Genomic DNA, 26,299 nt, shown 5'->3' on the forward strand with positions numbered 1-26,299 from the left:
CACCGTTCTATGTCATTTCGGTCAGAACATAGGCCGTGACGAGCTCTTCCTTGCCCTTGAGGCTGAGTCTTCCCAGCGGTGTCACCGTGATGTCATCGCCCAGTTGCCGCAGTGTCGTCTCGCCGATCACGACCGTGCCGGGCTCGGCCACGCCCTGGAGCCTGGCGGCCACGTTGACGCAGTCGCCCATCGCGTTGAAGCCGCGCAGCTCCGGGCTGCCGATGTTGCCGACGAGCGCGGGACCGGTGTTGACACCCACCCGGAACGTCGGCCACTCGATGTCGTCCTCCCGCTTCCACGCCATCTCCTCGGCGATCTCGGACGCGGCCCGCTGCATCGCGAGCGCGGCCTTGCAGGCCGACCGCGCGTGCCCCGCCTGCGTGGCCGGCGCGTTGAACAGGGCCAGCAGCGCGTCGCCGACGAACTGCACGATCGTGCCGCCGTTGTCGAGGATGCACGGCACCGCGGCCGTGTGGTAGCGGTTGAGCATCTCGACGATCTCGCCGGGCGTGACCTTCTCCGAGAACGTGGTGAAGCCCTTGAGGTCGGCGAAGAGCGCGGTCAGCTCCTTCACCTCGCCGCCCAGCGCCGCCTGCCGCGGGTCGGCCAGCAGCGCGTGGGCCACGTCGGGCGACATGTACTGGTGGAAGAGCGTGTGCAGCTCCTGGTAGAGGCGGGCGTTCTCCAGTGAGATGGACAACTGGCCGGCCAGCGTGGCGGCGAGCGCCTCGTCCTGGTTGGTCCGCCCGATCGGCACCTCCAGCACGCCCGCGAGGTTGCCCTTGACGGTCAGCGGGAAGGCCAGCAGCTGGTCACGCCTGATCGGGTTGCCGTCGGCGAACTGGTAGTCGCGCGAGCCGATCTGGGTGCGGCCGTCGGCCACCAGCGCGATCTTGACATCACCGTACGCCTGCCGCACCCGTTCGAGCGACGAGGTCAGCAACTGCTCCTCCGGCAGCCCGACCTTGGTCTGGGCGCTCACCGACACCAGCGCGGCCAGCCGCTCCGACAGCGCCCGCTCGTTGGCCAGCGCCTCGCCCGCCCGGTCGAGCACCGCCGCCTGGCCCTCGTTGAGCCGGAACTTGCCCGACAGCCGGGTCGCGGCCAGCGGCTCCCCCCTGCGTACGTGCTCGACCATCTCCTCCAGCGCCTTGTCGTAGTCGCGCTGGATGCGCCGCACGGTCGCCGACAGCGCCACCGAGTCGAACAGCCCCGCGCTCGACCCCTCCCTCCTGAACTGCAGGTAGGAGCTGTAGGCCACGAAGACGAAGGCGAAGACGAGCAGGATGTGCCATTCCCACCAGGACAGGTGCCAGTTGAGCTGGGACATGCCCGCGACCATCGACTCGGCCAGCAGCGCGTAGGCGGTGATCAGGCTGATCAGCATCGCCGAAGGCCGCCGCCGGTGGAGCAGGAACATCATCACGCTGGCCGCCGCGTACAGCAACAGCCCCGGCACCGACGCCCACGCCAGCCAGGTCATCGGCGACTCAAGAGGCGGCTCGCTGAGCGAGGTCAGGCCGGGCACCAGCGAGGTCACGCCCCAGAGCACCATGATGCCGACGAGCGCGGCGCGCACGAAGTGTTGCGCGCCCAGCACCGCCTTGGCCTGCTGCTCGCCGAGCGGCAGCGCGGAGGCGAACGCGAACAGCGCCGCGATCGACAGCCCCACCTGCTGGCCGATGTCGAACCCGACGGAGCCGGTGTCGAGGATCACCTTCGGGGTGGACAGCCCGTGCAGGAAGAAGAACCCGGCGCTGGTCAGGAAGACCATGGAGACCAGGAACAGCCGCGCGTCCTGCCGCCGGCGCGAGGACTCGCTGATGAGGACGCCGAGCACGACGTTGACCCCGGCCACCAGGATGATCATCCAGAAGTGGCTGGCGTTGTGCTGCCAGGGGACGTTGAGGTGGGGCTGGGCGAGCAGGAGCCAGAGCCCGAGCATGGGCACGACGAGGTGGATTCCCCACACCACGCCGCGCACGGGCTGGGTGGCGGGCGGGAGATAGGACGCGGGAGCGGGGGTTGGCACGCATCGATTATCCACGCTCGCTCGCTGTCGGGACTGCGTCGTTTTACTCACCCTAGGCACCGACAAATCGTCAACAACGCCAGTAACCCTCTGTTTTGTGATCAATGCGTTACGTAGTCAGTGTCACCCTTTGGAACGTTTGAAGCGTGAATCTCATGCATCCCATGAGCATCACCGAACCCTCTGGAGGGGAATCGTGCCTAGCCAGGTCCACCGCGGGCGTACGCTCACGCTCGCCACCGTGGGGGCGCTCGCCGCCTCGCTCCTCGCCACCGGCGGCGTCGCCACCGCCTCGTCCGCCGTCTCCGCCGCCGCCTCGGGTGCTACGGCCGGCACGGTCGTCGCGTGCGTGCACAGGAAGTCGCGCTACGTCCGCATCGTCAACGCCACGGCCAAGTGCAGGAAGACCGAGGTACGCGTGCTCATCGGCGGGGGCGGCACGTCCACGACCGGCCAGACGGGCAGCCAGGGCCCCGCGGGCCCCGAAGGTCCTCAGGGCCCGCAGGGGCCGCAGGGCCTCAAGGGCGACCGGGGCCAGCACGGCCGGCCCGGGCCGCAGGGCAAGCAGGGCGTGGCCGGCCCTCAAGGGCCTCAGGGGCCGCAGGGCGAGCAGGGACCGAAGGGCGAACAAGGCCCCAAGGGTGACCAGGGCCCCAAGGGTGACCAGGGCGCACAGGGCGAGCCGGGCAAGCCGGGCGCACAGGGCGAGCCGGGCAAGCCCGGCACCGCGGGCCCGAAGGGCGACCGCGGGCCGGAGGGACCCAAGGGCGACACCGGCCAGCGTGGCCCGCAGGGACCCCAGGGCCCGAAGGGCGAGCCCGGCGGCGGCGCGGCCTACACCACCTACGTCGTCAGCGACCGGTTCAACGGCAACTCCGGCACGGCGAGCTGCAAGAAGGGCGACGCCGTGACCGGCGGCGGCTTCCAGGTGGACTCGCGCTACCAGGTGACCAGCAGCATGCCGACGAACGGTGGTTGGTCGGTCGCCATCACCAAGGCCGACTTCAAGACCGCGGAGGGCCCGTCGCAGCAGTCGAGCGGCGGCAACGGAGGCAGCGGCGGCGGCACGGTCTACGCCGTCTGCCTGGAGAAGAAGTAACGACCACGGCGAAAGCCGCCCATGCACCCCACGACCAGAGGGAAGGGGCCCGCACGTGCACGTGCCGCCCGCCGGACACAGGCCAGCACCCAAAGGTGCTGTGGGTGGTGGCCGTCGGACGGTGGCAGGCACGGACAAGTGGTGACCGTCGGACGGACGCCGGCATATGCGCGCGACGCCCGTCAGGCGGTCACCGGCACGTGCGGGATTGCGGTCGTGGGTGACAGGGCCGGTACGGACCTCCGTACCGGCCCTGAAAGACAGGCCCTGAAAGACCGGCGCCGAAAAGAAACCTCAGCCGAACAGCGCCGGCAGCGCCGCCGTGTGCGTCTCCCGCAGCTCCGCCACGGGGACCTCGAACGCGCCCTCGACCACCAGCGAGCTCCCACCGGTCATCCCGAGCCCGTAGCAGGGCACGTCGTGCCGCCCGCACAGCGAGGCGAACTCGGCGTACGCCTCGGGCCGCACGGCGACGAGCGCCCGCGACGCCGACTCGCTGAACAGGTCGGTGAAGGCGTCTCCGGTCAGCTCCACCGTCGCCCCGACGCCCCGCGCCAGGCACGACTCGGCCAGCGCGACGGCCAGCCCGCCGTCCGACAGGTCGTGGGAGCCCGCGAGCAGCCCGCGCCGAGCGGCCTCGACCAGCACGGTGGCCAGCGCCTTCTCCGCCTCCAGGTCGGCCCTGGGCGGCAGCCCGCCCAGGTGGCGGTGGGCGACGTGAGCCCACTCGGAGCCGCCGAACTCGTCGCGGGTGTCGCCCAGCAGCACGACCCGCAGCCCGTCGGCGACGAACCCCGTCGGCACTCGCGCGGCCACGTCGTCGATCACGCCGAGCACGCCCACGACCGGCGTCGGGTGGATCGCCGTGGAGCCCGTCTGGTTGTAGAAGGAGACGTTTCCGCCGGTCACCGGCACGCCCAGGGCCCGGCAGGCGTCGGCGAGACCGCGCGTGGCCTCGGCGAACTGCCACATGACCTCGGGGTCCTCGGGGGAGCCGAAGTTGAGGCAGTTGGTGACGGCCAGCGGATTGGCACCGGTGACGGCCACGTTGCGGTACGCCTCGGCGAGCGCGAGCTGCGCCCCCGCGTAGGGGTCGAGCTTGGCGTAACGCCCGTTGCCGTCGGTGGCCAGGGCGATGCCCCGGGTCGTCGGCTCGGCGCCCGCCATGACCTCGGAGATGCGCACCATGCCCGCGTCGGCCGGCTGCGCCAGCACGGTGTTGGAGCGGACATAGCGGTCGTACTGGTCGGTCACCCACTCCTTGGAGGCCAGGTTGGGCGAGCCGAGCAGCTTGAGCAGCGTCTCGCGCAGGTCGGCGGGCCGCTCCAGCCGGTCGGGGGTGTCGGCGTTGAGCGCGGCCTGCCCGGCGGGCTCGTGGAAGGGCCGCTCGTAGACCGGGCCCTCGTCGGCCGCGGTGCCCGGCGGGATGTCCACGATGACCTCGCCGTCCCAGGTCATGACCAGGCGGCCGGTGTCGGTGACCTCGCCGATGACGGCGGCGGGCACGTCCCATCGCTTGCAGATCGCCATGAACGCGGGGATGTCGTCAGGCCGGACCACGGCCATCATCCGCTCCTGCGACTCGCTCATGAGGATCTCCTCGGGCCTGAGCGAGGGGTCGCGGAGCGGGACCAGGTTGAGGTCGACGGTCATGCCGCCGGTGCCCTTGGCGGCCAGCTCGGTGGTGGCGCAGGAGACGCCGGCCGCGCCGAGGTCCTGGATGCCCACGACGACGTCGGCGGCGTAGAGCTCAAGGCAGCACTCGATGAGCAGCTTCTCCATGAACGGGTCGCCCACCTGCACGGCCGGCCGCTTGGCCTGCGACTCGTCCTCGAACGTGGCGCTGGCCAGCACCGAGGCGCCGCCGATGCCGTCGGGGCCGGTGGAGGCGCCGAACAGCACGACCTTGTTGCCCGGCCCGGGCGCGGTGGCCAGCTTGATCTGGTCTTTTCGCAGCAGGCCCACGCACAGGGCGTTGACCAGCGGGTTGCCGAGGTAGCACGGGTCGAAGACGACCTCGCCGCCGATGTTGGGCAGGCCCAGGCAGTTGCCGTAGCTGCTGATGCCCTCGACCACGCCGGGCAGCACCCTGCGGGTGTCGACCGCGTCGGCGGCGCCGAAGCGCAGCGCGTCCATGACGGCGATCGGGCGCGCGCCCATCGACATGATGTCGCGCACGATCCCGCCGACGCCGGTGGCCGCGCCCTGGTGCGGCTCCACGTAGGAGGGGTGGTTGTGCGACTCGATCTTGAACGTGGCCGCCCAGCCGTCGCCGATGTCGACCACGCCGGCGTTTTCCCCCATGCCCACCAGCAGCGCCTCGGACGCGGGCGCCTTGGTGGCGAACTGCCGCAGATGCACCTTGGAGGACTTGTACGAGCAGTGCTCGGACCACATGACGCTGTAGATGGCCAGCTCGGAGCCGGTGGGACGGCGACCCAGGATCTCCTTGACCCGGTCGTACTCCTCGGACTTCATCCCCAGCTCGGCGAAGGGCATCGGCTCTTCGGGAGTCTGCGCGGCTCGCTTCACGCTGTCGGCCATGTGCCTGCCGGTTCCCTCGCTCACGTGTTCACCAGATTCTTCAGGATGGAGGTGAAGAAGCCCAGACCGTCGGTGCTCGGCGCCCCGACCAGCTCTTCGACCGCGTGCTCCGGGTGCGGCATGAGCCCGACCACGTTGCCCGCCTCGTTACGGATGCCGGCGATGTCGTTGAGCGAGCCGTTGGGGTTGCCGCCCGCGTAGCGGAAGACCACGTGACCGCCGGCCTCCAGCGCGGCGAGCGTCTCCTCGGAGGCCACGTAGCGGCCCTCGCCGTGCTTGACCGGCAGCACGATCTCCTGGCCGGGCTCGAACGAGTTGGTCCAGGCGGTCGCGGTCTGCTCGACCCTGACCCGCTGGTCGCGGCAGACGTAGTGCAGCGAGGCGTTACGGGTCAGCGCGCCGGGCAGCAGATGCGCCTCGCACAGGATCTGGAATCCGTTGCACGTGCCGATCACCGGCAGCCCCGCCTTCGCGGCCGGGACGAGCTCCTCCATGAGCGGCGCGAAACGCGAGATGGCCCCGCAGCGCAGATAGTCGCCGTAGGAGAAGCCACCGGGCAGGAAGACGGCGTCGACTCCCTTGAGGTCGTGGTCGGCGTGCCACAGCGGAACCGCCTGCGCGCCGACGAGGCGCACGGCTCTGGCTGCGTCCTGGTCGTCGAGAGTGCCGGGAAACGTGACAACGCCCACACGGGCAGCGCTCATGACAGTCGTCCCCTCCAGAGGAATGCGCGCGCCACCGCCCGATCGGGGTGGACGGCGGTGTCACCAGGTTATCGGGTGCTTCCCCATGGTCCGCATCGGCTCAGCCACGAGCGGACACGCAGGTCAGACCGCGGCCAGTTCACGCGGACGGGCTTGCGCCTCTTCGTCCCTGTCGAGCAGCTTGCGCAGATGGACGGTCGTGCCACGCCCCGGCGTGATGCCGAAGGAGATCTCGTCGACCACGGAGCGCATGATCAGCAGGCCGCGGCCGTTTTCAGTGTCGGGAGGAGGGAACTGACGCGGCATCGACGGCACGCCGGAGCCGTTGTCGGCCACGCGTACGTCGCAGTGGTCCGAGCCGATCGCGGCCGTCACCTCGTAGCGGTTGGCCGGCCCTCCGTGCCGGACCGCGTTGGAACACGCCTCGGAGACGGCGAGCAGCATGTCGGCGATGCACGTCTCACTCACGTTGAGTGAACGCATGGCGTCGCCTAGCACCCGCCTGACCATCGGTATGCCGATCGCATCCCGAGGCAGGGCCAACGAGAACTCAATATCCACCGGACTCCTCCGGGCTCCGGAATGTCACCTGGAGTAGGTTTCCCTGAGAAAACGGGGCTAACCGCAAAATCACGTTGTTGTTATTTACTGTTGGCAAGCCCGTGGCATTGTGGCACGGCCGAACCCGGCTTTAACCGCCGCGGGGGAAATCCGGCGCCAAAAGTGCCTTCCCGGCCTCCGGCTCAGTCTTCGACCCTGACGGCGTAGTCCTCGATCACCGTGTTGGCCAGCAGTGTCTCGGCCATCTTGCGCACCTCCGCGAGCGCCGCCTCGTCGGCCGCGCCCTCGATCTCGACCTCGAAACGCTTGCCCTGGCGCACTGCGGAGACGCCGGAGAAACCGAGCCTCGGCAGCGCTCTGGCGATCGCCTGGCCCTGCGGGTCGAGGATCTCGGGCTTCAACATGACGTCCACGATGACGCGGGCCACTGCGTTCCTCCTGGGAGCGGTGGGTGGATGGGAAGCACAGCCTACCGGCGCGTGTGGCTGCCGACACAACGGGAACGGGGAGGACATGGGGCTTGCGCACAGGGCTGTGACGTCTGCCACGATGGCCCCAACAGCGGGCGAACCACCACCTAGCGGTTCGCCGCGAAAAAGGCTGGCCTAAGGTGGCAACCCCATCGACACCAGCCCCGACCAGCAGGAGTGGCATGACAACCGACGCCTCTCGTGGTGCTGAAGCACCTCCGGAGCTCGTCCAGCTGCTCACCCCCGAGGGCGAGCGGGTCGAGCACCCCGACTACGACATCGACCTGAGCGCGGAGGAGGTCCAGTCGCTCTACCGCGACCTGACGCTCGTCCGGCGCATCGACCTGGAGGCCGTGGCGCTGCAGCGCCAGGGCGAGCTGGGCATCTGGGCCTCGCTGCTCGGCCAGGAGGCCGCCCAGATCGGCTCGGGCCGCGCCCTGACCGACTCCGACATGGCCTTCCCCACCTACCGCGAGCACGGCGTCGCCTGGTGCCGCGACGTGGACCCGGTGAAGCTGCTGGGGCTGTTCAGGGGGGTCAACCACGGCGGGTGGGACCCAGAGGAGCACAACTTCCACCTGTACACGATCGTGATCGGCAGCCAGACCCTGCACGCGGTCGGCTACGCCATGGGCATCCAGCGCGACGACGCCAGCGCCGCCACGATCGTCTACTTCGGCGACGGCGCCACCTCGCAGGGCGACGTCAACGAGTCGTTCATCTGGGCCAGCGTGTTCAACGCGCCCATCGTGTTCTTCTGCCAGAACAACCAGTGGGCCATCTCCGAGCCGCTGGAGAAGCAGACCCGCATCCCGCTCTACCGCCGGGCCTCGGGCTTCGGCTTCCCCGGCATCAGGGTCGACGGCAACGACGTGTTCGCCTGCCTGGCCGTGACGCGCAAGGCGCTCGAAGCCGCCCGTACGGGGCAGGGCCCGACGCTCATCGAGGCGTTCACGTACCGGATGGGCGCCCACACCACGACCGACGACCCCACCCGCTACCGGGTGGCCAGCGAGCTGGAGGCGTGGAAGCTGAAGGACCCGATCGAGCGGGTCAAGTCCTACCTGTTCAAGAACGAGCTGGCCGACCAGGCGTTCTTCGACTCCGTCGACGCCGAGGCCGACCAGCTCGGGGCCGACCTGCGCAGGCGCTGCCTGGCCATGCCCGACCCCGAGCCGCTCGACATCTTCGACCACGTCTACCGCGAGCCCCACTCCCTGATCGACCGGGAGCGCGCCCAGTTCGCCGCGTACTTGGAGGGGTTCCGTGACTGAGTCGTACCGGCCTGCCGTGGCGGCGGTCGCGAAGGAGGCGTCGTGACGATCCTGAGTCTGTCCAAGGCGCTCAACGAGGGCATGCGCAAGGCCATGGAGGACGACCCCAAGGTCCTCATCATGGGCGAGGACGTCGGCAAGCTGGGCGGCGTCTTCCGGGTCACCGACGGCCTGCAGAAGGATTTCGGCGAGGACCGCGTGATCGACACACCGCTGGCCGAGTCGGGCATCATCGGCACCGCGATCGGGCTGGCGCTGCGCGGCTACCGGCCGGTGTGCGAGATCCAGTTCGACGGGTTCGTCTTCCCCGCGGCCGACCAGATCATCACCCAGCTGGCCAAGATGCCGATGCGCTCGCTCGGCGCGATCAAGCTGCCCGTCGTCGTCCGCATCCCCTGCGGCGGCGGCATCGGCGCGGTCGAGCACCACAGCGAGTCGCCCGAGGCGTACTTCACCCACACCGCGGGCCTGCGCGTCGTCGCCTGCTCCAACCCGGCCGACGCCTACACCATGATCCAGCAGGCCGTCCGCAGCGACGACCCGGTGGTGTTCTTCGAGCCCAAGCGCCGCTACTGGGAGAAGGCCGACATCGACACCACCTCCACCGACTGGTGGACGCCGCTGCACGCGGCCAAGGTGGTGCGGCCGGGCGCCGACGTCACGCTGCTGGCGTACGGGCCCATGGTCAAGACCTGCCTGGAGGCCGCCACGGCGGCCGAGGACGACGGGCGCTCGCTGGAGGTCATCGACCTGCGCTCGCTCAACCCGCTCGACGAGCCGGTGATCATGGAGTCCGTACGCCGGACGGGGCGGGTCGTGGTGGTCCACGAGGCGCCGGTCAACAGCGGCCTCGGGGCCGAGCTGGCGGCGCGGATCACCGAGGAGTGCTTCTACCACCTGGAGTCACCCGTGCTGCGGGTCGGCGGCTTCTCCACCCCCTACCCCCCGTCGAAGCTCGAAGAGCACTACCTGCCCGACCTGGACCGGGTGCTCGACGCCGTCGACCGGGTCTTCGGGTACTGAGGGGGTTCGGCGATGCGACGCGAGTTCAAGCTGCCCGACGTCGGCGAGGGGCTGACGGAGGCTGAGATCCTCCGCTGGCACGTCAAGCCCGGCGACACCGTCAAGGTCAAGCAGACCTTGGTGGAGATCGAGACCGCCAAGATGGCCGTCGAGCTGCCGAGCCCGTATGACGGCGTGGTGGCGGCTCTCCTGGTGAACGAGGGCGAGACGGTCGACGTCGGCGCCCCGATCATCGCCGTGGACACCTCGGAGCCCGGCGACGAGGCCACCGCCGGCACGGGTGCGGGAGCCGCGGCCAGGAGCGCGGCCAGGAGCAAGGCCGAGGCGCTGGCCGACGACCTGGTGCCGAGGCCGCCCGCCGAGGGCGCGGTCGAGCCGGGCGCCCACGGCAGCCCCGCCCCCAAGGAGGAGCGCCAGGCGGTCCTGGTCGGCTACGGCGTCAAGACCGGCACCACCAAGCGCCGCCCGCGCAAGGGCATCCCCGCCAACCCGGTCGCCAACCCGTCCAGGGTGGAGCTGGACACCCCACCGCCCCAGCCCGCCCCTCAGGCGGCACCGGCCGGGACCCCCGCCCGGGTGGCGGTCCTGGCCAAGCCTCCGGTACGCAAGCTCGCCAAGGACCTGGGCGTCGACCTGACCGCCATCACCGGCACGGGCCCGCAGGGCTCGATCACCAGGGACGACATCCAGGCGGCGGCCAGGGCCGAGGAGCCGGTGACCGCGCCGGTCCGAGCGCCGGCCCAGAAGGAGCGCGAGGAGCGCATCCCCGTCAAGGGCGTACGCAAGGCGACCGCCCGCGCCATGGTCTCCAGCGCCTTCACCGCGCCCCACGTCACCGAGTTCCTTCAGGTGGACATGACGCTCACCATGGAGGCCGTCCGGCGGCTGCGCACCATGGAGGAGTTCGCCGAGGTCAAGGTCTCCCCGCTGCTCCTGGTGGCCAGGGCCGTGCTCACGGCGGCGCGGCGCCACCCGATGATCAACTCCTCCTGGGACGAGGAGGCCCAGGAGATCGTGATCAAGCACTACGTCAACCTGGGCATCGCCGCCGCCACCCCGCGCGGCCTGGTGGTGCCCAACGTCAAGAACGCCCACGAGCTGTCGCTCCCCGACCTGGCCAGGGCGCTGAACCAGTTGGCGGAGACGGCCAGGGCGGGCCGCATGCAGCCGTCGGAGGTAACCGGCGGCACCTTCACCATCTCCAACGTCGGCGTGTTCGGCGTCGACGGCGGCACCCCGATCCTCAACCCCGGCGAATCGGCCATCCTCGCCGTCGGGCAGATCAGGGACATGCCGTGGGTGGTGGACGGCGCGCTGGCGGTGCGCAAGGTGGCGACCCTGTCGCTCTCGTTCGACCACCGGATCGTGGACGGCGAGCTGGGCTCGAACTTCCTGCGCGACGTCGGCGCGATGCTGGAGGACCCCGTCCGCATGCTCGCCTGGAGCTGAACGCTCGCAGACCCCTATGGGACCGCTGTGGAACCGGTACGGCGACCGCCGGGAGGACCCCTCTCCCGGCGATCGCCGTACGGTGGGGACGCCCGCACCCCGATCACGTCAGAGCGGCCGAGGCCGGCATTTGATACATGGCTAAAGTGGCTTTCATGATTCGCCACATCGTGCTGTTCACCTGGACCGAGGAAGCGACCGACGAGCAGAAGGCCAGGGTGGTCACCGAGCTGCGCAAACTGCCCGGCCAGATCCCCCAGCTGCGCTCCTACACGGTCGGCGCCGACGCGGGCGTCAACCAGGACACCTGGGACTTCGCCGTGGTGGCGGACTTCGACAGCGTCGACGACTACCTCGTCTACCGCGACGACCCCGGCCACCAGGCCGTGATCGCCGAGCACATCAAGCCGATCGTGGCCAGGCGCGCGGCGGTACAGCTGAGCCTGTGATGAGGCGCTGACCGGCCGCGAGGAAACCGTCAGAGGTCCGGCGGGTTGTTCTCGCGGTGCATCAGCCTGCCGTCGGACGTCTGGCCCCGACGAGGGGCCAGCACGATGCTCAGCACCACGCCCACGCCGCCGACGATCATGAAGATGATGCCGATGATGTCCATGTGGACGCTCTCACCGAACACGTCGGGCTCGATGGCGAATTTCAGGATGGCGCCAAGCGTGAGGAAGAAGATGCTGACCCCGACACCCATGACGACCTCCAGGCAAACGGCGAGTACAGCCACGGTCATACCCGGCTGTAGCCGATCACACCCGTCACTCGTCAGGCGAGACACGACAGTGGCTGCCCGCCGTTGTAGGTGATCATGTCGAGCACGGCCGTGACCACGTCGATCGGGGCGCCCAAGGGCTGGCCGTCGAGTTCGGCGTAGGCGCGGTGCAGGTTGCCCACGATCCGCTCGGCGTCGAGCAGCCCCGCCCATTCGCCCAGGTCGGTCTCCCTGGCCGCCTCCAGCGGCGTCAGGCCCGCCTGCTTGCCGCGCCGAGCCGTCTCCTGGACGAAACGCAGATAACGCTCCACAGGCTCGTACGCCTCCGGCCCGCACACTTCGCCGTGACCGGGCACGACCGTCTCGGCCCCCAGCTCTCTGAGCTGTTCGAGCGCCTGGAGCGCCCCGGCGACCGAGCCCATGAGCACGAACGGCGTCCCGCCGTTGAAGACCAGGTCGCCCGAGAACAGCAGCCGCCGCTCGGGGATCCACACGTAGGAGTCGTTGGTGGTGTGGGCGGCGTGCCCCAGGTGCCTGACCTCGCAGCGCAGGTCGTCGGAGTGGAGGGTGATCCGGTCGGTGAAGGTGAGGAACGGCGGCGCGAGTTCGAGCTTGCCCCACTCCACCTCGGGCGACCACGCGGCGCGGTAGGCGGGCATGCCGTCGGCGATGATCTGCTCACGCACGCCCTCGTGCCCGACGATCGTGGCCTCGGGGAAGAGCCAGTTGCCGAACGTGTGGTCGCCGTGGTGGTGGGTGTTGACCAGCGTGGTGATCGGCCGGTCGCTGACCTTGCCGATCGCCTCGCGAAAGGCCCGGGTGCGGCGCTCGGTGGAGCAGGCGTCGATGACGACGACGCCGCGCCGCCCGGCCAGGAACCCGGTGTTGTTGATCCACCAGCTGCCGTCGGGCTGGACGTAGGCGAACACGCCGTCCGACACCTCTTCGACCCGCGGTGGCGGCAGGGCGGCCGGATGGTGGTCGTCGTGCGGGGATGAGCTCATGCCGGGGAACTTACTCGCCCGGCGCGCCGCCCGGCTGTGTCCCCGACGACAGAACGCCCGCACGACGGAACGCCCGCACGACGGAACGCCCGCGCGACGGAACGCCCGCGCGACGGAACGCCCGCGCGACGGAACGCCCGCACGACGACGGAACGCCCGCACGACGACGGAACGCCCGCACGACGACGGAACGCCCGCGCGAAGGCGGGCGTTCCTCGGCGAAAGGGCCTAGAAGGCCTCTTCCGGCAGCTCCATGAGCTCCAGCCCGGTGGAGCCGAGCACGCGCCGCTCGGCGGCCAGCCTGGGCAGCACGGTCTTGGCGAAGAAGGAGGCGGCGGCCACCTTGCCCAGGTAGAAGGCGTCCTCGCCCTCGGCCAGCTTGGCCAGGGCCACCTCGGCCTGGCGCAGCAGCAGCCAGCCGATGATCAGGTCGCCCAGCGCGAGCAGCAGCCGGGTGGTGTTCAGGCCGACCTTGTAGATCTCCTCGGGCTTGTCCAGCGAGCCGAGCGCCCAGCCCGCCATGGTGTCGCCCATCGCCTTGACCTCGCCGGCGGCCTCAAGGAGCAGCTTGCGCTCCTCCTTGAGCCGGCCGTTGCCCGCGTCGGAGCCGGCGAACTCGTTGATCTCGGCCAGCAGCGCGCCCACCGCCGCGCCCTGGTTGCGCAGGATCTTCCTGAAGAACAGGTCCTGGCCCTGGATCGCGGTCGTGCCCTCGTACAGGGAGTCGATCCTGGCGTCGCGGATGTACTGCTCGATCGGGTAGTCCTGCAGATAGCCGGAGCCGCCCAGGGTCTGCAGCGAGCGGGAGAGCAGCTCGTACGACCGCTCGGAGCCCATGCCCTTGACGATGGGCAGCAGCAGGTCGTTCATCGCGTGGGCGCGCCGGTCGCCGGGGTCGATGAGCAGGGTGTCCTGGTACGTGGCCGTGTAGAGCACCAGGGCGCGCATGCCCTCCGCGTACGCCTTCTGCAGCATGAGCTCGCGCCGCACGTCCGGGTGGTGGGTGATGGTCACCCTGGGCGCGCTCTTGTCGGCCATCTTGGCCAGGTCGGCGCCCTGCACGCGGGCCTTGGCGTACTCCAGGGCGTTCAGGTAGCCGGTGGACAGCGTGGCGATGGCCTTGGTGCCGACCATCATGCGGGCGTGCTCGATCACCATGAACATCTGCTTGATGCCCTCGTGCACCTCCCCGACCAGCCAGCCGACGGCCGGGTGCTTGTCGCCGAAGGTGAGCTCGCAGGTCGTGGAGACCTTCAGTCCCATCTTCTTCTCGACGTTGGTGACGTAGACGCCGTTGCGCTCGCCCAGCTCGCCGGTCTCCAGGTCCACGTGGTACTTCGGCACCAGGAACATCGACAGGCCCTTGGTGCCGGGGCCGTGGCCCTCGGGGCGGGCCAGCACGAGGTGGAAGATGTTCTCCGTCAGGTCCTGCTCGCCGCTGGTGATGAAGCGCTTGACGCCCTCGATGTGCCAGGTGCCGTCGGGCTGCCGCACCGCCTTCGCGCGCCCGGCGCCCACGTCGGAGCCGGCGTCCGGCTCGGTGAGGACCATGGTGGCGCCCCAGTTGCGCTCGATGGCCAATTCGGCGAAGCGCTTCTGCTCGGGCGTGCCCACCTGCCACAGGGTGTAGGCGAAGTTGGGGCCGGCCGCGTACATGTAGAGCGCGGGGTTGGCGCCCAGCACCATCTCGGCGGTGGCCCAGGCGAGCGTGCGCGGAATGCCGGGACCGCCCAGGTCGGCGGGCAGGTCCTGGTGCGCCCAGCCGCCGTCGATCAGCGCCTTGTACGACTTCTTGAAGCCGGGCGGAAGGGTCACGGAGCCGGTCGCCGGGTCGAACACGGGCGGGTTCCGGTCGCCCTCCTCGAAGGAGTCGGCCAGCACGCCGGTGGCCAGGCGGTTCGCCTCGTCCAGCACGCTGCGGGCGACGTCCTCGTCCACTTCCGCGAACGGCCCCGTGCCGAGGATCTCGCTTCTCCCGAAGACCTCGAAGAGGTTGAATTCCAGGTCACGCAGGTTGCTCTTGTAGTGGCCCATGGGCGTCGATCTCCTTGAACCGAGACATCTGTACTGGCGGGTAACCTTACTCTGAAATGCTACCCGCGGGTAACCCGCGCCATGCATGGCATGCTCGTCTCCATGGACGCCGAAGAACTCGCCGCCAGGTGGCGAGAGCGACTCGAATCGTGGGCGATTCCGGAGGAGATCCTGGCCAAGGCTCCGGTGGATCCGTGGAGCCATTCGCCCGAGAGGTTCGGCACCCGTACCGACAGGGCGCTGGCCGAGCCCGACGACGGCCCCACCATGACGCGCCTGGCCGAGGCACTGCCCGACAAGGGCACCCTGCTCGACGTGGGTTCCGGGCCCGGCGCCGCCTCGCTGCCGCTGCACGAGCGCATCGGCCACCTCTACGCGGTCGACACCTCCGCCTCCATGCTGGAGGGGCTTTCCGTCAGGGCGGAGAAGCTGGGCGTGCCGGTCACGACGATTCGCGGCCGCTGGCCCGACGTCGCCGACCAGGTGCCGACCGCCGACGTGACGGTGGCCGCGCACGTGGTCTACAACGTGCCCGACCTGGCCGGCTTCCTGCGCGCGCTCGACGCGCGCACCCACGGGCGGGTGGTGCTTGAGCTGCCGCACCGCCATCCCATGAGCTGGATGACGCCGCTCTGGCAACACTTCCACGGCGTCGACCGGCCCGTACGTCCCATCGCGGAAGACTGCGTGGCGCTCGCCGCCGCGCTGGGGTTCCCGGTGCGGGTGGAGGAGAGAGAGGCTCCGCTGGAACGTTTCAGCTCACTTGACGAGCTGGCAGCGAGCGCGGTCAGAAGGGTCTGCCTCGACCCCTCCAGGACCGAGGAGGTGGGGCAGACGGCGGCCGAGCTCGGCATGTGGCCGGTGCCGCGCGACCGCTGGGTCACCATCTGGTGGGAATGACCCCCGCGCGGGCGCCGTTGGCGTAGATGAGCCGCTACGGCTCCCGGACGAGACGCGCCGTACCCGGAATGCGAAGACGACGCACCGAGTCAGTCTCGTCTCCGAGGGAGTTCGTCATCATGGCGTGGATCATCCTGGTGCTGGCCGGCGTCTTCGAGGTCGCCATGGCCCTGTCGCTCAAGCTCAGCGGCGGCTTCACCCATCTGTGGTGGACGCTGTCGTTCCTGCTCACCGCCGTGCTCAGCTTCGGCCTGCTCTCGTACGCGCTCAGGACGCTGGAGGTCGGCACCGCCTACGCGGTGTGGACCGGCGTCGGCGCGGCGGGCACCGCGATCCTGGGCATGATCGCCATGGGCGACGAGGTCTCGTGGCCCCGGCTCGTCTCGATCGCCCTGATCCTGGCCGGGGTCATCGGCCTGCGAACACTGGCTTGACGTCTTCGGTGGTGTCGGGTTGGGTGGCGGCGTGATCGAAATTCATGCCGTCACCATCGACGCGCACAACCCGTACGAGATCGCCACGTGGTGGAGCAAGGCCACCGGACTGCCCCTGGGCGAGGACGACGAGCCCGGCCACGACGAGGTCATGCTGCGGACCGAGCGCGACCCGTTCCTGCTGTTCATCCGCGTCCCCGAGGGCAAGACGGTCAAGAACCGGCTGCACCTCGACGTCAACGGGACCGAGGGCAGGACTCGTGACCAGGAGGTCGAGCGGCTGATCGAGCTGGGCGCGACCGTCTTCGACGACCGGCGTCAGCCGGACGGCACCGGCTGGGTCACCATGCTCGACCCCGAGGGCAACGAGTTCTGCGTCTGCAGGAGCCAGGCGGAGCGGGAGGCCGTCGCCGGCTGAGCACCTGAGCTCACCGGCTCGACGGTCGGGCGCCGCCGGCCGAGTGCCCGAGCTCACCGGCTCGATCGCGCCCGTCCCTGCATCGTGAGCGTCAGGACGGCGGAGATCAGGTAGACGAGCGCGCCGTGCCACGCGGCGTCCCAGGCCGAGCCGAAGACCCCCTCGCCGTCCAGGACGAGCTGCACCGGGTAGTCGAGCACGGCCACGATGCCGGCGGGCAGGAGCGAGAACCGCCACGGATGCTTGAGCGACCAGAGCCGGGCCTGCCGGGTGACCCGGTCGCCCACGTCCGGCTTGGACACCGCGCCGATGGCGGCGATCAGGGCGAACAGGCTGATGCCCAGCCCCAGCGCCCACACCAGGTCGCCGCCGTCGGTGAACAGGCTCACACCGAAGCCGGCCGCGGCCGTGACCCCGCCGCCGATCGCGGCGGCCGTCCATGGAGCGCCACGCAGCGCTGCGCCAGAGAGCGATATCTCATCGCGTCGACTGATTTCGTTCATGTCAGCAATGCTGCCTTTTGTCCCCCCTGGGGGCATCGGGGACAGACCCTGAGCTGTCCCTGACATGATTTCGGGCATGCAGGAAATCGACATGGTGCGGCTCGGCCCCGGCGAAGGGCCCCGGCTGCGTGAGCTGCGGCTGCGCGCGCTGCGCGACTCGCCGGACGCGTTCGGCTCCTCGTACGACCGCGAGATCGCCTTCGACCCCGAGACGTGGGCGGAACGGCTGACGAACCCCGAGTCGCGCTGGTGGGTGGCCACCCGCGCCGGCCAGGACGTCGGGCTGGTGTGCGTGCTGCTGGAGGAGCAGAGCGCACACCTGGTGTCCATGTGGGTCGCCCCCGAGGCCAGAGGCGCGGGCGTGGGCTCCCGGCTCGTGGACCAGGCCGTGGAGTGGGCCAGGAGCACGGGGGCCGGGCGGATCGGCCTGTGGGCCGTGGACGGGAACCACGCCGCACGAGCCCTCTACGCCCGCAAGGGCTTCACCCCCAGCGGCCAGGTGATGGCCCTGCCGTCCAACCCCGCGGTGATGGAGTCCCACTACGTGCTGTCCCTCGTCTTCCGTCAGGCCCGCAGGCAGGACGTGCCCGCCATCGTGGCGATGCTGGCCGACGACCGTCTCGGCGCCGCGCGCGAGGGCGACCCGAACGACGAGCGGTATCTCGCCGCGTTCGACCGGATCGACGCCAACCCCTACGACGAGCTGATCGTGGCCGAGCGGGACGGCAAGGTGGTGGGCACGATGCAGCTCACCTACCTGGCCGGGCTGTCCAGGCTGGGCGCCGAGCGGTGCCAGATCGAGGCCGTCAGGGTCGCCGCCTCCACCCGGGGGCAGGGGCTCGGCCGCGAGATGATCACGTGGGCGATCGGCAGGGCGCGGGCGCGCGGCTGCGCGATGGTGCAGCTCACCTCCGACAAGTCACGTACGGGCGCGCACCGCTTCTACGACTCGCTCGGCTTCACCGCCTCCCACGAGGGATACAAGCTCACACTGGGGTGATCTCCACCAGGTTGTCGTGGAAGGCCGGGCCCCTGCCCATGTCGGCGTCCCGCTCGGCCACGACCGCGTTGGGGTTGGCACCGCCGGGGCTGAGCTTGGGCCAGTGTCCCTTCCGCGAGGCCACCACCCCGGCCGCTACCCGGTCGCTGACCTGCACGTCCGCCAGGAACTCGCCGCCGTCGTTGTGCACCCGCACGCGCCGGCCGTCCACCAGCCCACGCGCCGCCGCGTCGGCCGGGTTGACCAGCACCACGGGGTCCTTGGCCCGGCGGCGCAGCTCGGGGTTGTTGCCGAAGGTCGTGTTCAGGAACGTGTGCGAGGCCGGCGTGATCAGCGTCAGCGGGTACGGCGAGTCGCCCGCCGCGGCGGCTGTGTGCGACGGCACGTACGCCTTCCCCCGGGGCGGGAAGCGCAGCCGCCCCGACGGCGTCGGGAAGCCCTCGGCGAACGGTGTGAAGGGCCGCGGGTAGCTCATCCGCATCCAGCCCTCCTTGCGCAGCCTGTCCAGGGTGATGCCCTCAAGCGATGGATGCCCGCTGTTCAGCAGCTGCTCGGCCAGTTCCAGGTCCGAGTCGAACAGCGACGGCTCGGTCATCCCCATGTGCGCCGCCAGCCGCCGGAAAGTCTCCGTCGTGGACAGGCATTCGCCCGGGGGCGGCACGGCCTGCTCGTTCCAGAGCAGGTACATGTGGCCGTACCCGGCGTGCAGGTCGTGGTGCTCGGTCTGCATGGTCGCGGGCAGCACGATGTCGGCGTAGTCCACGGTGTCGGTCGGGAAGTGCTCCATGACCACCGTGAACAGGTCCTCGCGGGCCAGGCCGCGCCTGATGGCGTTGGCGTCGGGGGAGGAGCCGGCCGGGTTGGCCGCGTACACCCACAGGCACTTCACCGACTCCAGCTGGGAGGCCAGCTTGGTCATCACCAGCGTGCGTACGGGCTCGGCCAGCAGGTCGTCGCGCCGGTCGACGTTGAGGCGCACGTGGTCGCTGGTGGAGAAGGCCATGCCGCCGCCGGGATGGCGCCAGTCGCCGGTGACGCCGGGGATGGCGGCGATCGTGCGCAGCGCCGCGCCGCCGCCGGCGTGGCGCTGGAGGCCGTGCGTGGCGCGCAGTGCGGTCGGGCGGGTGTGGGCGAGCCTCATCCCCAGCCTGTGGACGGCCGCGGCCGGGATCCCCGTGATCTCGGCCACCCGCTCGACCGGATAGCTCAGGATCTCCTCGCGGAAGTCGTCCCAGCCCTCGGTGTGCTCGGCCAGGTACTCCTCGTCCTGCGCGTTCTCGGCCAGCACGACGTTGAGCAGCCCGAGCGCGAGCGCCCCGTCCGTGCCCGGCCTGATCGCGAGATGCTCGTCGGCCTGGTCCGCGGTCCTGGTGCGGATCGGGTCGATGGCGACGACATGGGCGCCGTTGGCCCGCGCGTCCTGGACGAACTTCCACAGGTGGTGCCCAGTCGTCAGGGTGTTGGTGCCCCAGAGCAGGATGAGCTTCGACAGCGCGAAGTTCTCCGGGTCCATGCCGCCCGCGGTGCCGTTCGTCCGGCGCAGGCCGCTGTTGCCGGCCGCCGAGCAGATGTTGAGCCAGTGCTTGGAGGCGCCGAGCATGTTCCAGAACCGCCGTCCCGCCACGCCCTCGCACCCTTGCAGGTAGCCCAGCGAGCCGGTGCCCAGATACGGCCAGATCGCCTCGCCGCCGTGCTCCTCGACGATGCCGCGCAGCCGTACGGAGATCTCGTCGAGCGCCTCGTCCCACGTGATCCGCTCGAACCGACCCGAGCCCTTCGGCCCGACGCGGCGCATGGGGTAGAGGATGCGGTCGTCCGCCCTGGTGTGCTCCAGGTATCGGTTGACCTTCACGCACAGCGCGCCCCTGGTGTAGGGCTGGTCGGGATTGCCGCGCAGCTTCACCGCGGCGCCGTCCTCCACGGTGACCACCCAGGAGCAGGTATCCGGACAGTCCAGTGGACATGCCCCCAAAACCCTCAATTCGCCCGACATGAGGAACAGCCTACGTCCCCTCGGTGCGCCGGGAAATCGGAGGTGAAGGGTGGGAACTCCAGCGTGTAGCCTGCCCCGTGCGACGACTGGAGCACGATCGACGACACTGGGGGGCGGAGATCGTACGGTCCGGCACGGGAAGGGGCAGAATCTCTCTCGGTGGCCGATATCAGGGAACGAGACAACACGGAGGACCTCTCGGGGGAGGATCCCGCCGTGGCTGAAGCGCGCCCCGACCACGACGACGTCAACGGCGTCAGCGACGTCTACGTCGTCGAGCCGCTGCTGCCCCAGCGCCTGCGCCGGCCCTCCGACCTGCTGCGCTTCATCGCCACGATCCTCGTGCTCGCCGCCGTCGTCCTGCTCGCCCTGGTCGCCAAGCAGACGCTGATCGGGCTGGAGGCCGACGTCAAGGAGGGCGCCGAGCTCGTCCCGCTGCTCAGCAGGATCGCCGCCTTCCTCGGCGGCGCCGCCGTCCTCATCGTGCCCGCCGCCTTCGCGGTCGAGCGGGTCTTCCACCGCGACGGGCTGCGCGTGGCCGAAGGGCTGATCGCCGCCATCGTCGGCATGGCCGGCTCGTTCCTGCTCGGTCAGTGGCTCGTCGGGGGCAACGCCAACGACCTGCGCGTCCTGCTCACCGGCGGGCGCGAGATGGAGCCGCTCAACACGCTGCTCACCTCGATCGTCGCGTACGCCACCGCCGTCCGCATCTCCCGCCGCCCCACCTGGCGCATGCTGATGTGGACCACGATCGCCCTCTACATCCTGGCCTTCTTCTCCGGCCGCCAGATCACCATCCCCAGCGCCATCGTCACCGTCCTCGTGGGCATGGCCATCGGCTACGCCACCCTCTACGGCGTCGGCAGCCCCAACACCAGACCGGCCGGCAGCGCCGTGGTCGCCGCGCTGCGCAAGCTGTCGTTCTCGCCCATCTCCGCCCGCCGCATCGAGGACGACCACCAGGGCAGCCGCCGCTACGCCATCGGCCTGCGCGACGGCTCCAGCCTCGACGTCACCGTGCTCGACCGCGACCGGCAGGTGGCCGGCCTCCCCTACCGGCTGTGGCGCCGCTTCCGGCTCAACTCCGAGACCAGGCGGCGGGCGATCAGGTCGCTGCGGGCCGAGCTCGAACGCGAGGCGCTCATGGCGTACGCGGCCCAGGCGGCCGGCGCCAGCACCCCCCGCCTGCTCGGCACCAGCGAGATCGGCACCGAGGCCGCGCTGCTCGCCTACGAGCACATCGACACGCGCCCGCTCGACGAGGTCCCCGACGAGGAGATCGACGACGACCTGCTCGCCCAGATCTGGGAGCAGGTCGAGCTGCTGCAGATCCAGCGCCTGGCCCACCGCCGCCTCACCGGCGACAGCATCCACGTCGACCGGGCGGGCCGGGTGGTGCTCACCGACGCCCGCAGCGGCGAGGTCGCCGCCGGAGACCTGCTCCTGCGCCTCGACGTCGCCCAGTTGCTCACCTACCTGGCGCTGCGCGTCGGCCCCGAGCGCTCCGTACGCGCCGCGGCCGCCGTCATGGGCCCCGACGCGCTGGCCGCCGCCATGCCGCTGCTCCAGCAGATCGCGCTGACCAGGGAGACCCGCTCGGCGCTGTCGAAGGCGAAGAACGTCCTGCCCGCCATCCGCGAGCACATCGTCGCGCTCAAGCCGCAGAGCAAGGTCGAGGAAGTCCGCCTCGAACGCTTCCGCCCGCGCACCCTGATCACGATCATCGCCAGCGCCATCGCCGCCTACATCGTGCTCTCCCAGTTCAGCCAGGTCGACGTCTACCACGTCGTCACCACGGCCAACTGGGCCTGGTCGGGCCTCGCCCTGGTGGCCTCGTTCGCCAGCTTCGTGGCCGCCGCGCTCATGCTGCGCGGATTCGTCCCCGAGCCCCTGCCGCTCTGGCGCACGGTGCTCGTGCAGTTCGCGTCGTCGTTCGTCAAGCTGGTCGCGCCCGCCGCCGTCGGCGGCGTCGCGATCAACACGCGCTACCTGCAGAAACGGGGCGTCCCACCGGCCAGCGCGGTGGCCAGCGTGGGGGCCTCGCAGCTCATCATGCTCGTCTTCCACATCTCGCTGCTGGCCCTGTTCGCCTACATCACCGGCTCCACCACCGCGACCTCGTTCACGCCGTCACGTGGCCTCGTCCTGGTCATGCTGGCGGTCGCCGTACTGGTGGTGGCGGTGCTCGGCATCCCGCCGCTGCGCCGGCTGCTGACCACGCGGATGAGCAAGCTGTTCTCCAACGTGCTGCCCCGGCTGCTCGACGTGCTGCAGTCGCCGCGCAAGATGGTCGAGGCGTGCGTCGGCACGCTCATGATCACCCTGATGTTCGTGCTGTGCCTGCACGCCTGCATCGCCGCCTTCGGCCACGAGATCAGCTTCACCGCCGTGGCGGTCGTCTTCCTCACGGCCAACGCGATCGGCTCGGCCGCGCCCACACCGGGTGGTCTGGGCGCGGTCGAACTGGCGCTCGTGGGCGGCCTGGTGCTGGCCGGGGTGCCCAAGGAGCTGGCGACCTCGGCCGTGCTGCTGTACCGGTTGCTCACGTTCTGGCTCCCGGTCCTGCCCGGCTGGGCCTCCTTCACCTACCTCCAGCGGCACGAAGCCCTGTGAGGCGTGCTCACGCCGAGCCGGTGAGCTTGTCGATGGCCTGGAGCTCGTCCTGCGTGAAGGCCGGGCCGTCCACGCACGCCACGTTGTCCTCAAGCTGCTTGACGCTGCTCGCCCCGATCAGCACGCTCGTCACCCGCGAGTCCCGCAGCACCCACGACAGCGCCATCTGCGCCAGCGTCTGACCCCGGGTCTTCGCGATCTCGTTGAGGTCGCGCGCCAGCTGCACGTCGATCTGCTCGGCGTTCAGGAACCTGCTGGTCGCCGCACGCGAGTCGGTGGGAACGCCGTCGAGGTAACGGTCGGTCAGCAGCCCCTGCGCCAGCGGCGAGAACGCGATGCAGCCCATGCCCGCCTCCTCGACCGCGTCCAGCAGCCCGTCCTCGATCCACCGGTTGATCATCGAGTAGGACGGCTGGTGGATGAGCAGCGGCGTGCCCAGCTCGCGCATGATCCGCGCGGCCTGCGCGGTCTGCTCGGCCGAGTAGTTGGAGATGCCGGCGTACAGCGCCTTGCCCGAGCGCACGGCCCGGTCGAGCGCCCCCATGGTCTCCTCCAGCGGCGTCTCCGGGTCGGGACGGTGGCTGTAGAAGATGTCCACGTAGTCCAGGCCCATGCGCCCCAGCGACTGGTCCAGGCTGGCCAGCACGTATTTGCGCGAACCCCACTCGCCGTACGGGCCCGGCCACATGTCGAAGCCCGCCTTGGTCGAGATGATCAGCTCGTCCCGGTATGGGGCGAAGTCCTCGCTGAAGATCCGGCCGAAGTTCCGCTCCGCCGAGCCGTACGGCACGCCGTAGTTGTTCGCCAGGTCGAAGTGCGTGACGCCGAGGTCGAACGCGCGGCGCAGGATCGCCCGCGAGTTCTCGATCGGCCGGTTGTCGCCGAAGTTGTGCCACAACCCCAGCGAGACCGCGGGCAACTTCAGCCCGCTGCGCCCGCTGCGGTTGTACGGCTGGCGCTCATAACGCCCCTCGTCGGCCTGGTAGGTCATGCTGTGCCCCTTTCGATGATCCACGACAGCGCGAACGCCTCTTCCCGCCAGGCGTCGTAACGCCCGCTGCGCCCGCCGTGGCCGGCGCCCATCTCCGTCTTCAGCAGGAACGGCCCGCCGCTCGCGGACGCCCGCAGCCGGGCGATCCACTTGGCCGGCTCGTGGTACAGCACGCGCGTGTCGTTCAGGCTCGTGATCGCCAGGATCGGCGGGTACGGCCCGCCGTCTACGTTCTCATAGGGCGAATAGCTCTTCATGTACGCGTACACGTCCGGGTTGTGCAGCGGATCGCCCCACTCGTCCCATTCGATGACGGTGAGCGGCAGCGACGGGTCGAGGATCGTGTTCAGCGCGTCCACGAACGGCACCTCGGCCACCACGCCCGCGAACAGCTCGGGAGCCAGGTTCGTCACCGCGCCCATCAGCAGGCCGCCCGCCGAACCGCCCCGCGCGATGATCCGCTCGCTCCAGCCCGACGCCTTCATGTGCCTGGCCACGTCCACGAAGTCGGTGAACGTGTTGCGCTTCCTGGTGAGCTTGCCCTCCTCGTACCAGCGCCGGCCCATCTCACCGCCACCGCGCACGTGCGCGATGGCGAAGACGAACCCGCGGTCGAGCAGCGACAGCCTCGGCACCGAGAAGCCGGGGTCGATCGAGGTCTCGTAGCTGCCGTACCCGTACAGCAGGGTCGGGGCGGGCTTGGCCGCGTCCTTGCGCTTGACGATCGAGACCGGGATCTTCGTGCCGTCGCCGGCCGTGGCCCACTCGCGGAACTGCTCGTAGTCACCCGGGTCGTAGCCGCCGAGCACCGGGCGCTGCTTGAGCAGGATCAGCTCGTGGCTGTCGAGCTCGTAGTCGTACACGCTGGGCGGGGTGACCATGCTCGTGTAGGCCAGCCGCAGCCGCCTGGTCGTGAACTCCGGGTTGCCGGCCGGGCCGACGTCGTAGAGCGGCTCGGGAAAGTCGATCTCGTACGCGTTCCGCTCCGACGCCTCGACCCGCTCGCGCCAGGTGCCGCCGGCCGAGCCGTACGGGAGCACCCGCAGCCCGGTCAGGCCGTCGCGGCGCAGGTGCACCACGGCGTGGTCGGAGAACGCGTCGATTTCCAGGAGCCTGGTGTCCTCCCCGTGCGGGATGAGCGGCGTCCAGGTGCCGGGGTCGTCGAGCGGGGCCGTGGCCAGCTCGAAGTTCTCGGCGTTCTCGTTGTGCAGCACGTAGAAGAAGTCGCCCGCGTGCTCGACGCCGTACTCGACGCCGGTCGTCCGCGGGCGGACCACCCTGAACTCGCCCGCGGGGTCGTTCGCGTCGAGGATCCGCACCTCGCTGGTGATCTTGCTGCCCGCGCCGAGCACCAGGTACTTCTCGCTGCGCGTCAGCCCGATGCCGACCCAGTAGCGCTCGTCGGACTCCTCGTAGACGAGCACGTCCTCCTGCGTGCCGAGCGCGTGCCGGTAGACCTGGAAGGGACGCCAGGCGTCGTCCACCCGCGTGTAGAAGAACGTCGATCCGTCGGCCGACCAGGCGCCGCCGTAGAAGATGTCGGTGATCTCGTCGGGGAGCACCTCGCCGGTCGTCAGATTCTTGAACCTGAGCGTGAAGCGCTCGTCGCCCTTGTAGTCGGTCGAGAAGGCCAGCATCGTGCCGTCGGGGCTGACGGAGCTGGCGCCGACCGAGAAGAACGGGCTGTCGCCGGCCAGCTCGTTGCCGTCGAGGATCACCTGCTCGCGGTCGAGCCGCTCGCCCGGGGTGATCTCCGGGGGTGCGTCGCTGTCGGCCGGGACCCGGCAGGAGACCGCGTACTGCTTGCCCTCCTCGGTGCGCGTGAAGTACCACCACGCGCCCTTGCGGCTGGGCACCGACAGGTCGGTCTCCTGGGTGCGGCCCTTGATCTCCTGGAACACCTGCTCCTGGAGATCGGAGAGGTGAGCGGTCTGCTGTTGGAGGAAATCGTTCTCCGCCTCCAGATAGGCGGTCGTGTCGGGATCTTCCTTGTTGCTCAGCCAGGCGTACTCGTCGATGACGGTGTCGCCGTGATGGATGCGCTTCGTGGGAACCTTCTTCGCCACTGGCGGCGTGTTGCTGCTCACGTGGGGAGTCTATGTTCGGTCGTGATCGTTCTGTTGCCGGAGAAGACGGCGAAGCGGCACGAGGGCTCGGAAGCGCTGCTAATCTTTAGGAGCCGACGCGGTGCGGCGCAACCCTCCTCTCTCACTCAGGTGACTTTGGTGTGTTGTGTCCCGCTTGTCGGCAAACCCTTCTGGCGCGCCGGTCTGGAGATCGATTCGCAGAACGGCCGAACGGCTGGTAAGTTAGAGGGGTTGTCTCCGAAAGGGGGCGGCGCTTAATTCCCGCAGGTCGAGCGAGTCCGGTCAATTTGACAGGGACTTGAACGGCTGAAAGAATTAAGACACAACGAAAGAACAAAACGGAGTGAACGCCTCCGAGCGGGAGCCGCGAGAGTGTGGTTTCGGTGCGGATGTACGCGTCCGTTTCTTGAGAACTCAACAGTGTGTTAAAAGCCAGTGCATGATT

The 26,299-nt window shown here is 69.9% G+C and carries 22 protein-coding genes and 1 riboswitch; of the genes, 10 read left to right on the forward strand and 12 right to left on the reverse strand.

Annotation, left to right across the window (positions count from 1 at the left end; all coding sequences use genetic code 11):
* Positions 1–7 precede the first annotated feature (7 nt).
* Entirely contained in the window at positions 8–2,032 is a 2,025-nt protein-coding gene (locus tag ABFX54_RS16420; RefSeq protein ID WP_346105653.1) for an adenylate/guanylate cyclase domain-containing protein, read from the reverse strand.
* A 196-nt stretch (positions 2,033–2,228) separates the two neighbouring features.
* Between ABFX54_RS16420 and ABFX54_RS16425 the strand changes: the two genes are divergently transcribed.
* Complete coding sequence (locus tag ABFX54_RS16425; protein WP_346105655.1) at positions 2,229–3,131, forward strand: collagen-like domain-containing protein; 903 nt, start codon at positions 2,229–2,231, stop codon at positions 3,129–3,131.
* 294 nt (positions 3,132–3,425) lie between these two features.
* On the opposite strand, the gene purL is transcribed toward ABFX54_RS16425, so the two are convergent.
* The 4 genes from purL to purS all read right to left on the reverse strand — a co-directional run bounded on the left by purL (position 3,426) and on the right by purS (position 7,368).
* A complete protein-coding gene (gene purL, locus ABFX54_RS16430; protein WP_346105693.1) occupies positions 3,426–5,675 on the reverse strand; it encodes a phosphoribosylformylglycinamidine synthase subunit PurL in 2,250 nt (749 codons plus the stop codon).
* 20 nt (positions 5,676–5,695) lie between these two features.
* Positions 5,696–6,379: a phosphoribosylformylglycinamidine synthase subunit PurQ gene (purQ, locus tag ABFX54_RS16435; protein WP_346105657.1), complete on the reverse strand. Its 684-nt coding sequence runs from the start codon at positions 6,377–6,379 to the stop codon at positions 5,696–5,698.
* A 123-nt stretch (positions 6,380–6,502) separates the two neighbouring features.
* Positions 6,503–6,889: an ATP-binding protein gene (locus tag ABFX54_RS16440; protein WP_346105694.1), complete on the reverse strand. Its 387-nt coding sequence runs from the start codon at positions 6,887–6,889 to the stop codon at positions 6,503–6,505.
* A gap of 233 nt (positions 6,890–7,122) precedes the next feature.
* On the reverse strand, positions 7,123–7,368 hold the full coding sequence (purS, locus tag ABFX54_RS16445) for a phosphoribosylformylglycinamidine synthase subunit PurS (protein ID WP_346105659.1): 246 nt from the start codon (positions 7,366–7,368) through the stop codon (positions 7,123–7,125).
* A 224-nt stretch (positions 7,369–7,592) separates the two neighbouring features.
* On the opposite strand from purS, the gene pdhA reads away from it, so the two are divergent.
* From pdhA to ABFX54_RS16465, 4 genes are all read left to right on the forward strand, one after another.
* Positions 7,593–8,684, forward strand: a complete 1,092-nt coding sequence (pdhA, locus tag ABFX54_RS16450) for a pyruvate dehydrogenase (acetyl-transferring) E1 component subunit alpha (protein ID WP_346105660.1) — start codon at positions 7,593–7,595, stop codon at positions 8,682–8,684.
* A 42-nt stretch (positions 8,685–8,726) separates the two neighbouring features.
* Complete coding sequence (locus ABFX54_RS16455) at positions 8,727–9,707, forward strand: alpha-ketoacid dehydrogenase subunit beta (RefSeq protein WP_346105662.1); 981 nt, start codon at positions 8,727–8,729, stop codon at positions 9,705–9,707.
* A gap of 12 nt (positions 9,708–9,719) precedes the next feature.
* Entirely contained in the window at positions 9,720–11,156 is a 1,437-nt protein-coding gene (locus tag ABFX54_RS16460; protein WP_346105664.1) for a dihydrolipoamide acetyltransferase family protein, read from the forward strand.
* Positions 11,157–11,311: 155 nt separating this feature from the next.
* The gene (locus tag ABFX54_RS16465; RefSeq protein WP_346105665.1) at positions 11,312–11,605 is read left to right on the forward strand and encodes a Dabb family protein; all 294 of its coding nucleotides are present in this window, start codon (positions 11,312–11,314) and stop codon (positions 11,603–11,605) included.
* Between the two features lie 29 nt (positions 11,606–11,634).
* Here ABFX54_RS16465 and ABFX54_RS16470 read toward each other — a convergent pair whose 3' ends face one another.
* The 3 genes from ABFX54_RS16470 to ABFX54_RS16480 all read right to left on the reverse strand — a co-directional run bounded on the left by ABFX54_RS16470 (position 11,635) and on the right by ABFX54_RS16480 (position 14,915).
* Complete coding sequence (locus tag ABFX54_RS16470; RefSeq protein WP_346105667.1) at positions 11,635–11,859, reverse strand: hypothetical protein; 225 nt, start codon at positions 11,857–11,859, stop codon at positions 11,635–11,637.
* 71 nt (positions 11,860–11,930) lie between these two features.
* Complete coding sequence (locus ABFX54_RS16475; RefSeq protein WP_346105668.1) at positions 11,931–12,881, reverse strand: MBL fold metallo-hydrolase; 951 nt, start codon at positions 12,879–12,881, stop codon at positions 11,931–11,933.
* Between the two features lie 228 nt (positions 12,882–13,109).
* On the reverse strand, positions 13,110–14,915 hold the full coding sequence (locus ABFX54_RS16480) for an acyl-CoA dehydrogenase (protein WP_346105669.1): 1,806 nt from the start codon (positions 14,913–14,915) through the stop codon (positions 13,110–13,112).
* 102 nt (positions 14,916–15,017) lie between these two features.
* Between ABFX54_RS16480 and ABFX54_RS16485 the strand changes: the two genes are divergently transcribed.
* The 3 genes from ABFX54_RS16485 to ABFX54_RS16495 all read left to right on the forward strand — a co-directional run bounded on the left by ABFX54_RS16485 (position 15,018) and on the right by ABFX54_RS16495 (position 16,667).
* The gene (locus ABFX54_RS16485) at positions 15,018–15,815 is read left to right on the forward strand and encodes a class I SAM-dependent methyltransferase (protein WP_346105671.1); all 798 of its coding nucleotides are present in this window, start codon (positions 15,018–15,020) and stop codon (positions 15,813–15,815) included.
* Between the two features lie 25 nt (positions 15,816–15,840).
* A riboswitch (guanidine-III (ykkC-III) riboswitch) is annotated at positions 15,841–15,901 on the forward strand.
* A gap of 33 nt (positions 15,902–15,934) precedes the next feature.
* Entirely contained in the window at positions 15,935–16,249 is a 315-nt protein-coding gene (locus ABFX54_RS16490) for a DMT family transporter (RefSeq protein WP_346105673.1), read from the forward strand.
* Positions 16,250–16,280: 31 nt separating this feature from the next.
* Positions 16,281–16,667, forward strand: a complete 387-nt coding sequence (locus ABFX54_RS16495) for a VOC family protein (protein ID WP_346105675.1) — start codon at positions 16,281–16,283, stop codon at positions 16,665–16,667.
* A gap of 53 nt (positions 16,668–16,720) precedes the next feature.
* On the opposite strand, the gene ABFX54_RS16500 is transcribed toward ABFX54_RS16495, so the two are convergent.
* Positions 16,721–17,170, reverse strand: a complete 450-nt coding sequence (locus ABFX54_RS16500; protein ID WP_346105676.1) for a hypothetical protein — start codon at positions 17,168–17,170, stop codon at positions 16,721–16,723.
* Between the two features lie 76 nt (positions 17,171–17,246).
* Between ABFX54_RS16500 and ABFX54_RS56945 the strand changes: the two genes are divergently transcribed.
* Positions 17,247–18,170: a GNAT family N-acetyltransferase gene (locus ABFX54_RS56945; protein ID WP_428834531.1), complete on the forward strand. Its 924-nt coding sequence runs from the start codon at positions 17,247–17,249 to the stop codon at positions 18,168–18,170.
* Here ABFX54_RS56945 and ABFX54_RS16515 read toward each other — a convergent pair.
* The gene (locus tag ABFX54_RS16515; RefSeq protein WP_346105678.1) at positions 18,157–20,163 is read right to left on the reverse strand and encodes a molybdopterin-containing oxidoreductase family protein; all 2,007 of its coding nucleotides are present in this window, start codon (positions 20,161–20,163) and stop codon (positions 18,157–18,159) included. The genes ABFX54_RS56945 and ABFX54_RS16515 overlap by 14 nt on opposite strands.
* Positions 20,164–20,379: 216 nt before the next feature.
* Here ABFX54_RS16515 and ABFX54_RS16520 point away from each other — a divergent pair, with 216 nt between their 5' ends.
* Positions 20,380–22,776, forward strand: a complete 2,397-nt coding sequence (locus tag ABFX54_RS16520; protein WP_346105680.1) for a lysylphosphatidylglycerol synthase transmembrane domain-containing protein — start codon at positions 20,380–20,382, stop codon at positions 22,774–22,776.
* A 7-nt stretch (positions 22,777–22,783) separates the two neighbouring features.
* Here the strand turns inward: ABFX54_RS16520 and mgrA are convergent, their stop codons facing one another.
* Entirely contained in the window at positions 22,784–23,767 is a 984-nt protein-coding gene (gene mgrA / locus ABFX54_RS16525) for an L-glyceraldehyde 3-phosphate reductase (RefSeq protein ID WP_346105682.1), read from the reverse strand.
* Positions 23,764–25,854 carry a S9 family peptidase gene (locus ABFX54_RS16530; protein WP_346105683.1) on the reverse strand — a complete coding sequence of 697 codons (2,091 nt, stop codon included), beginning with the start codon at positions 25,852–25,854 and terminating at the stop codon, positions 23,764–23,766. Before ABFX54_RS16530 ends, mgrA begins: the two co-directional genes overlap by 4 nt.
* Between the last annotated feature and the right edge of the window lie 445 nt (positions 25,855–26,299).

The organism is Nonomuraea maheshkhaliensis, from assembly GCF_039529435.1.
Lineage (GTDB): Bacteria > Actinomycetota > Actinomycetes > Streptosporangiales > Streptosporangiaceae > Nonomuraea > Nonomuraea maheshkhaliensis.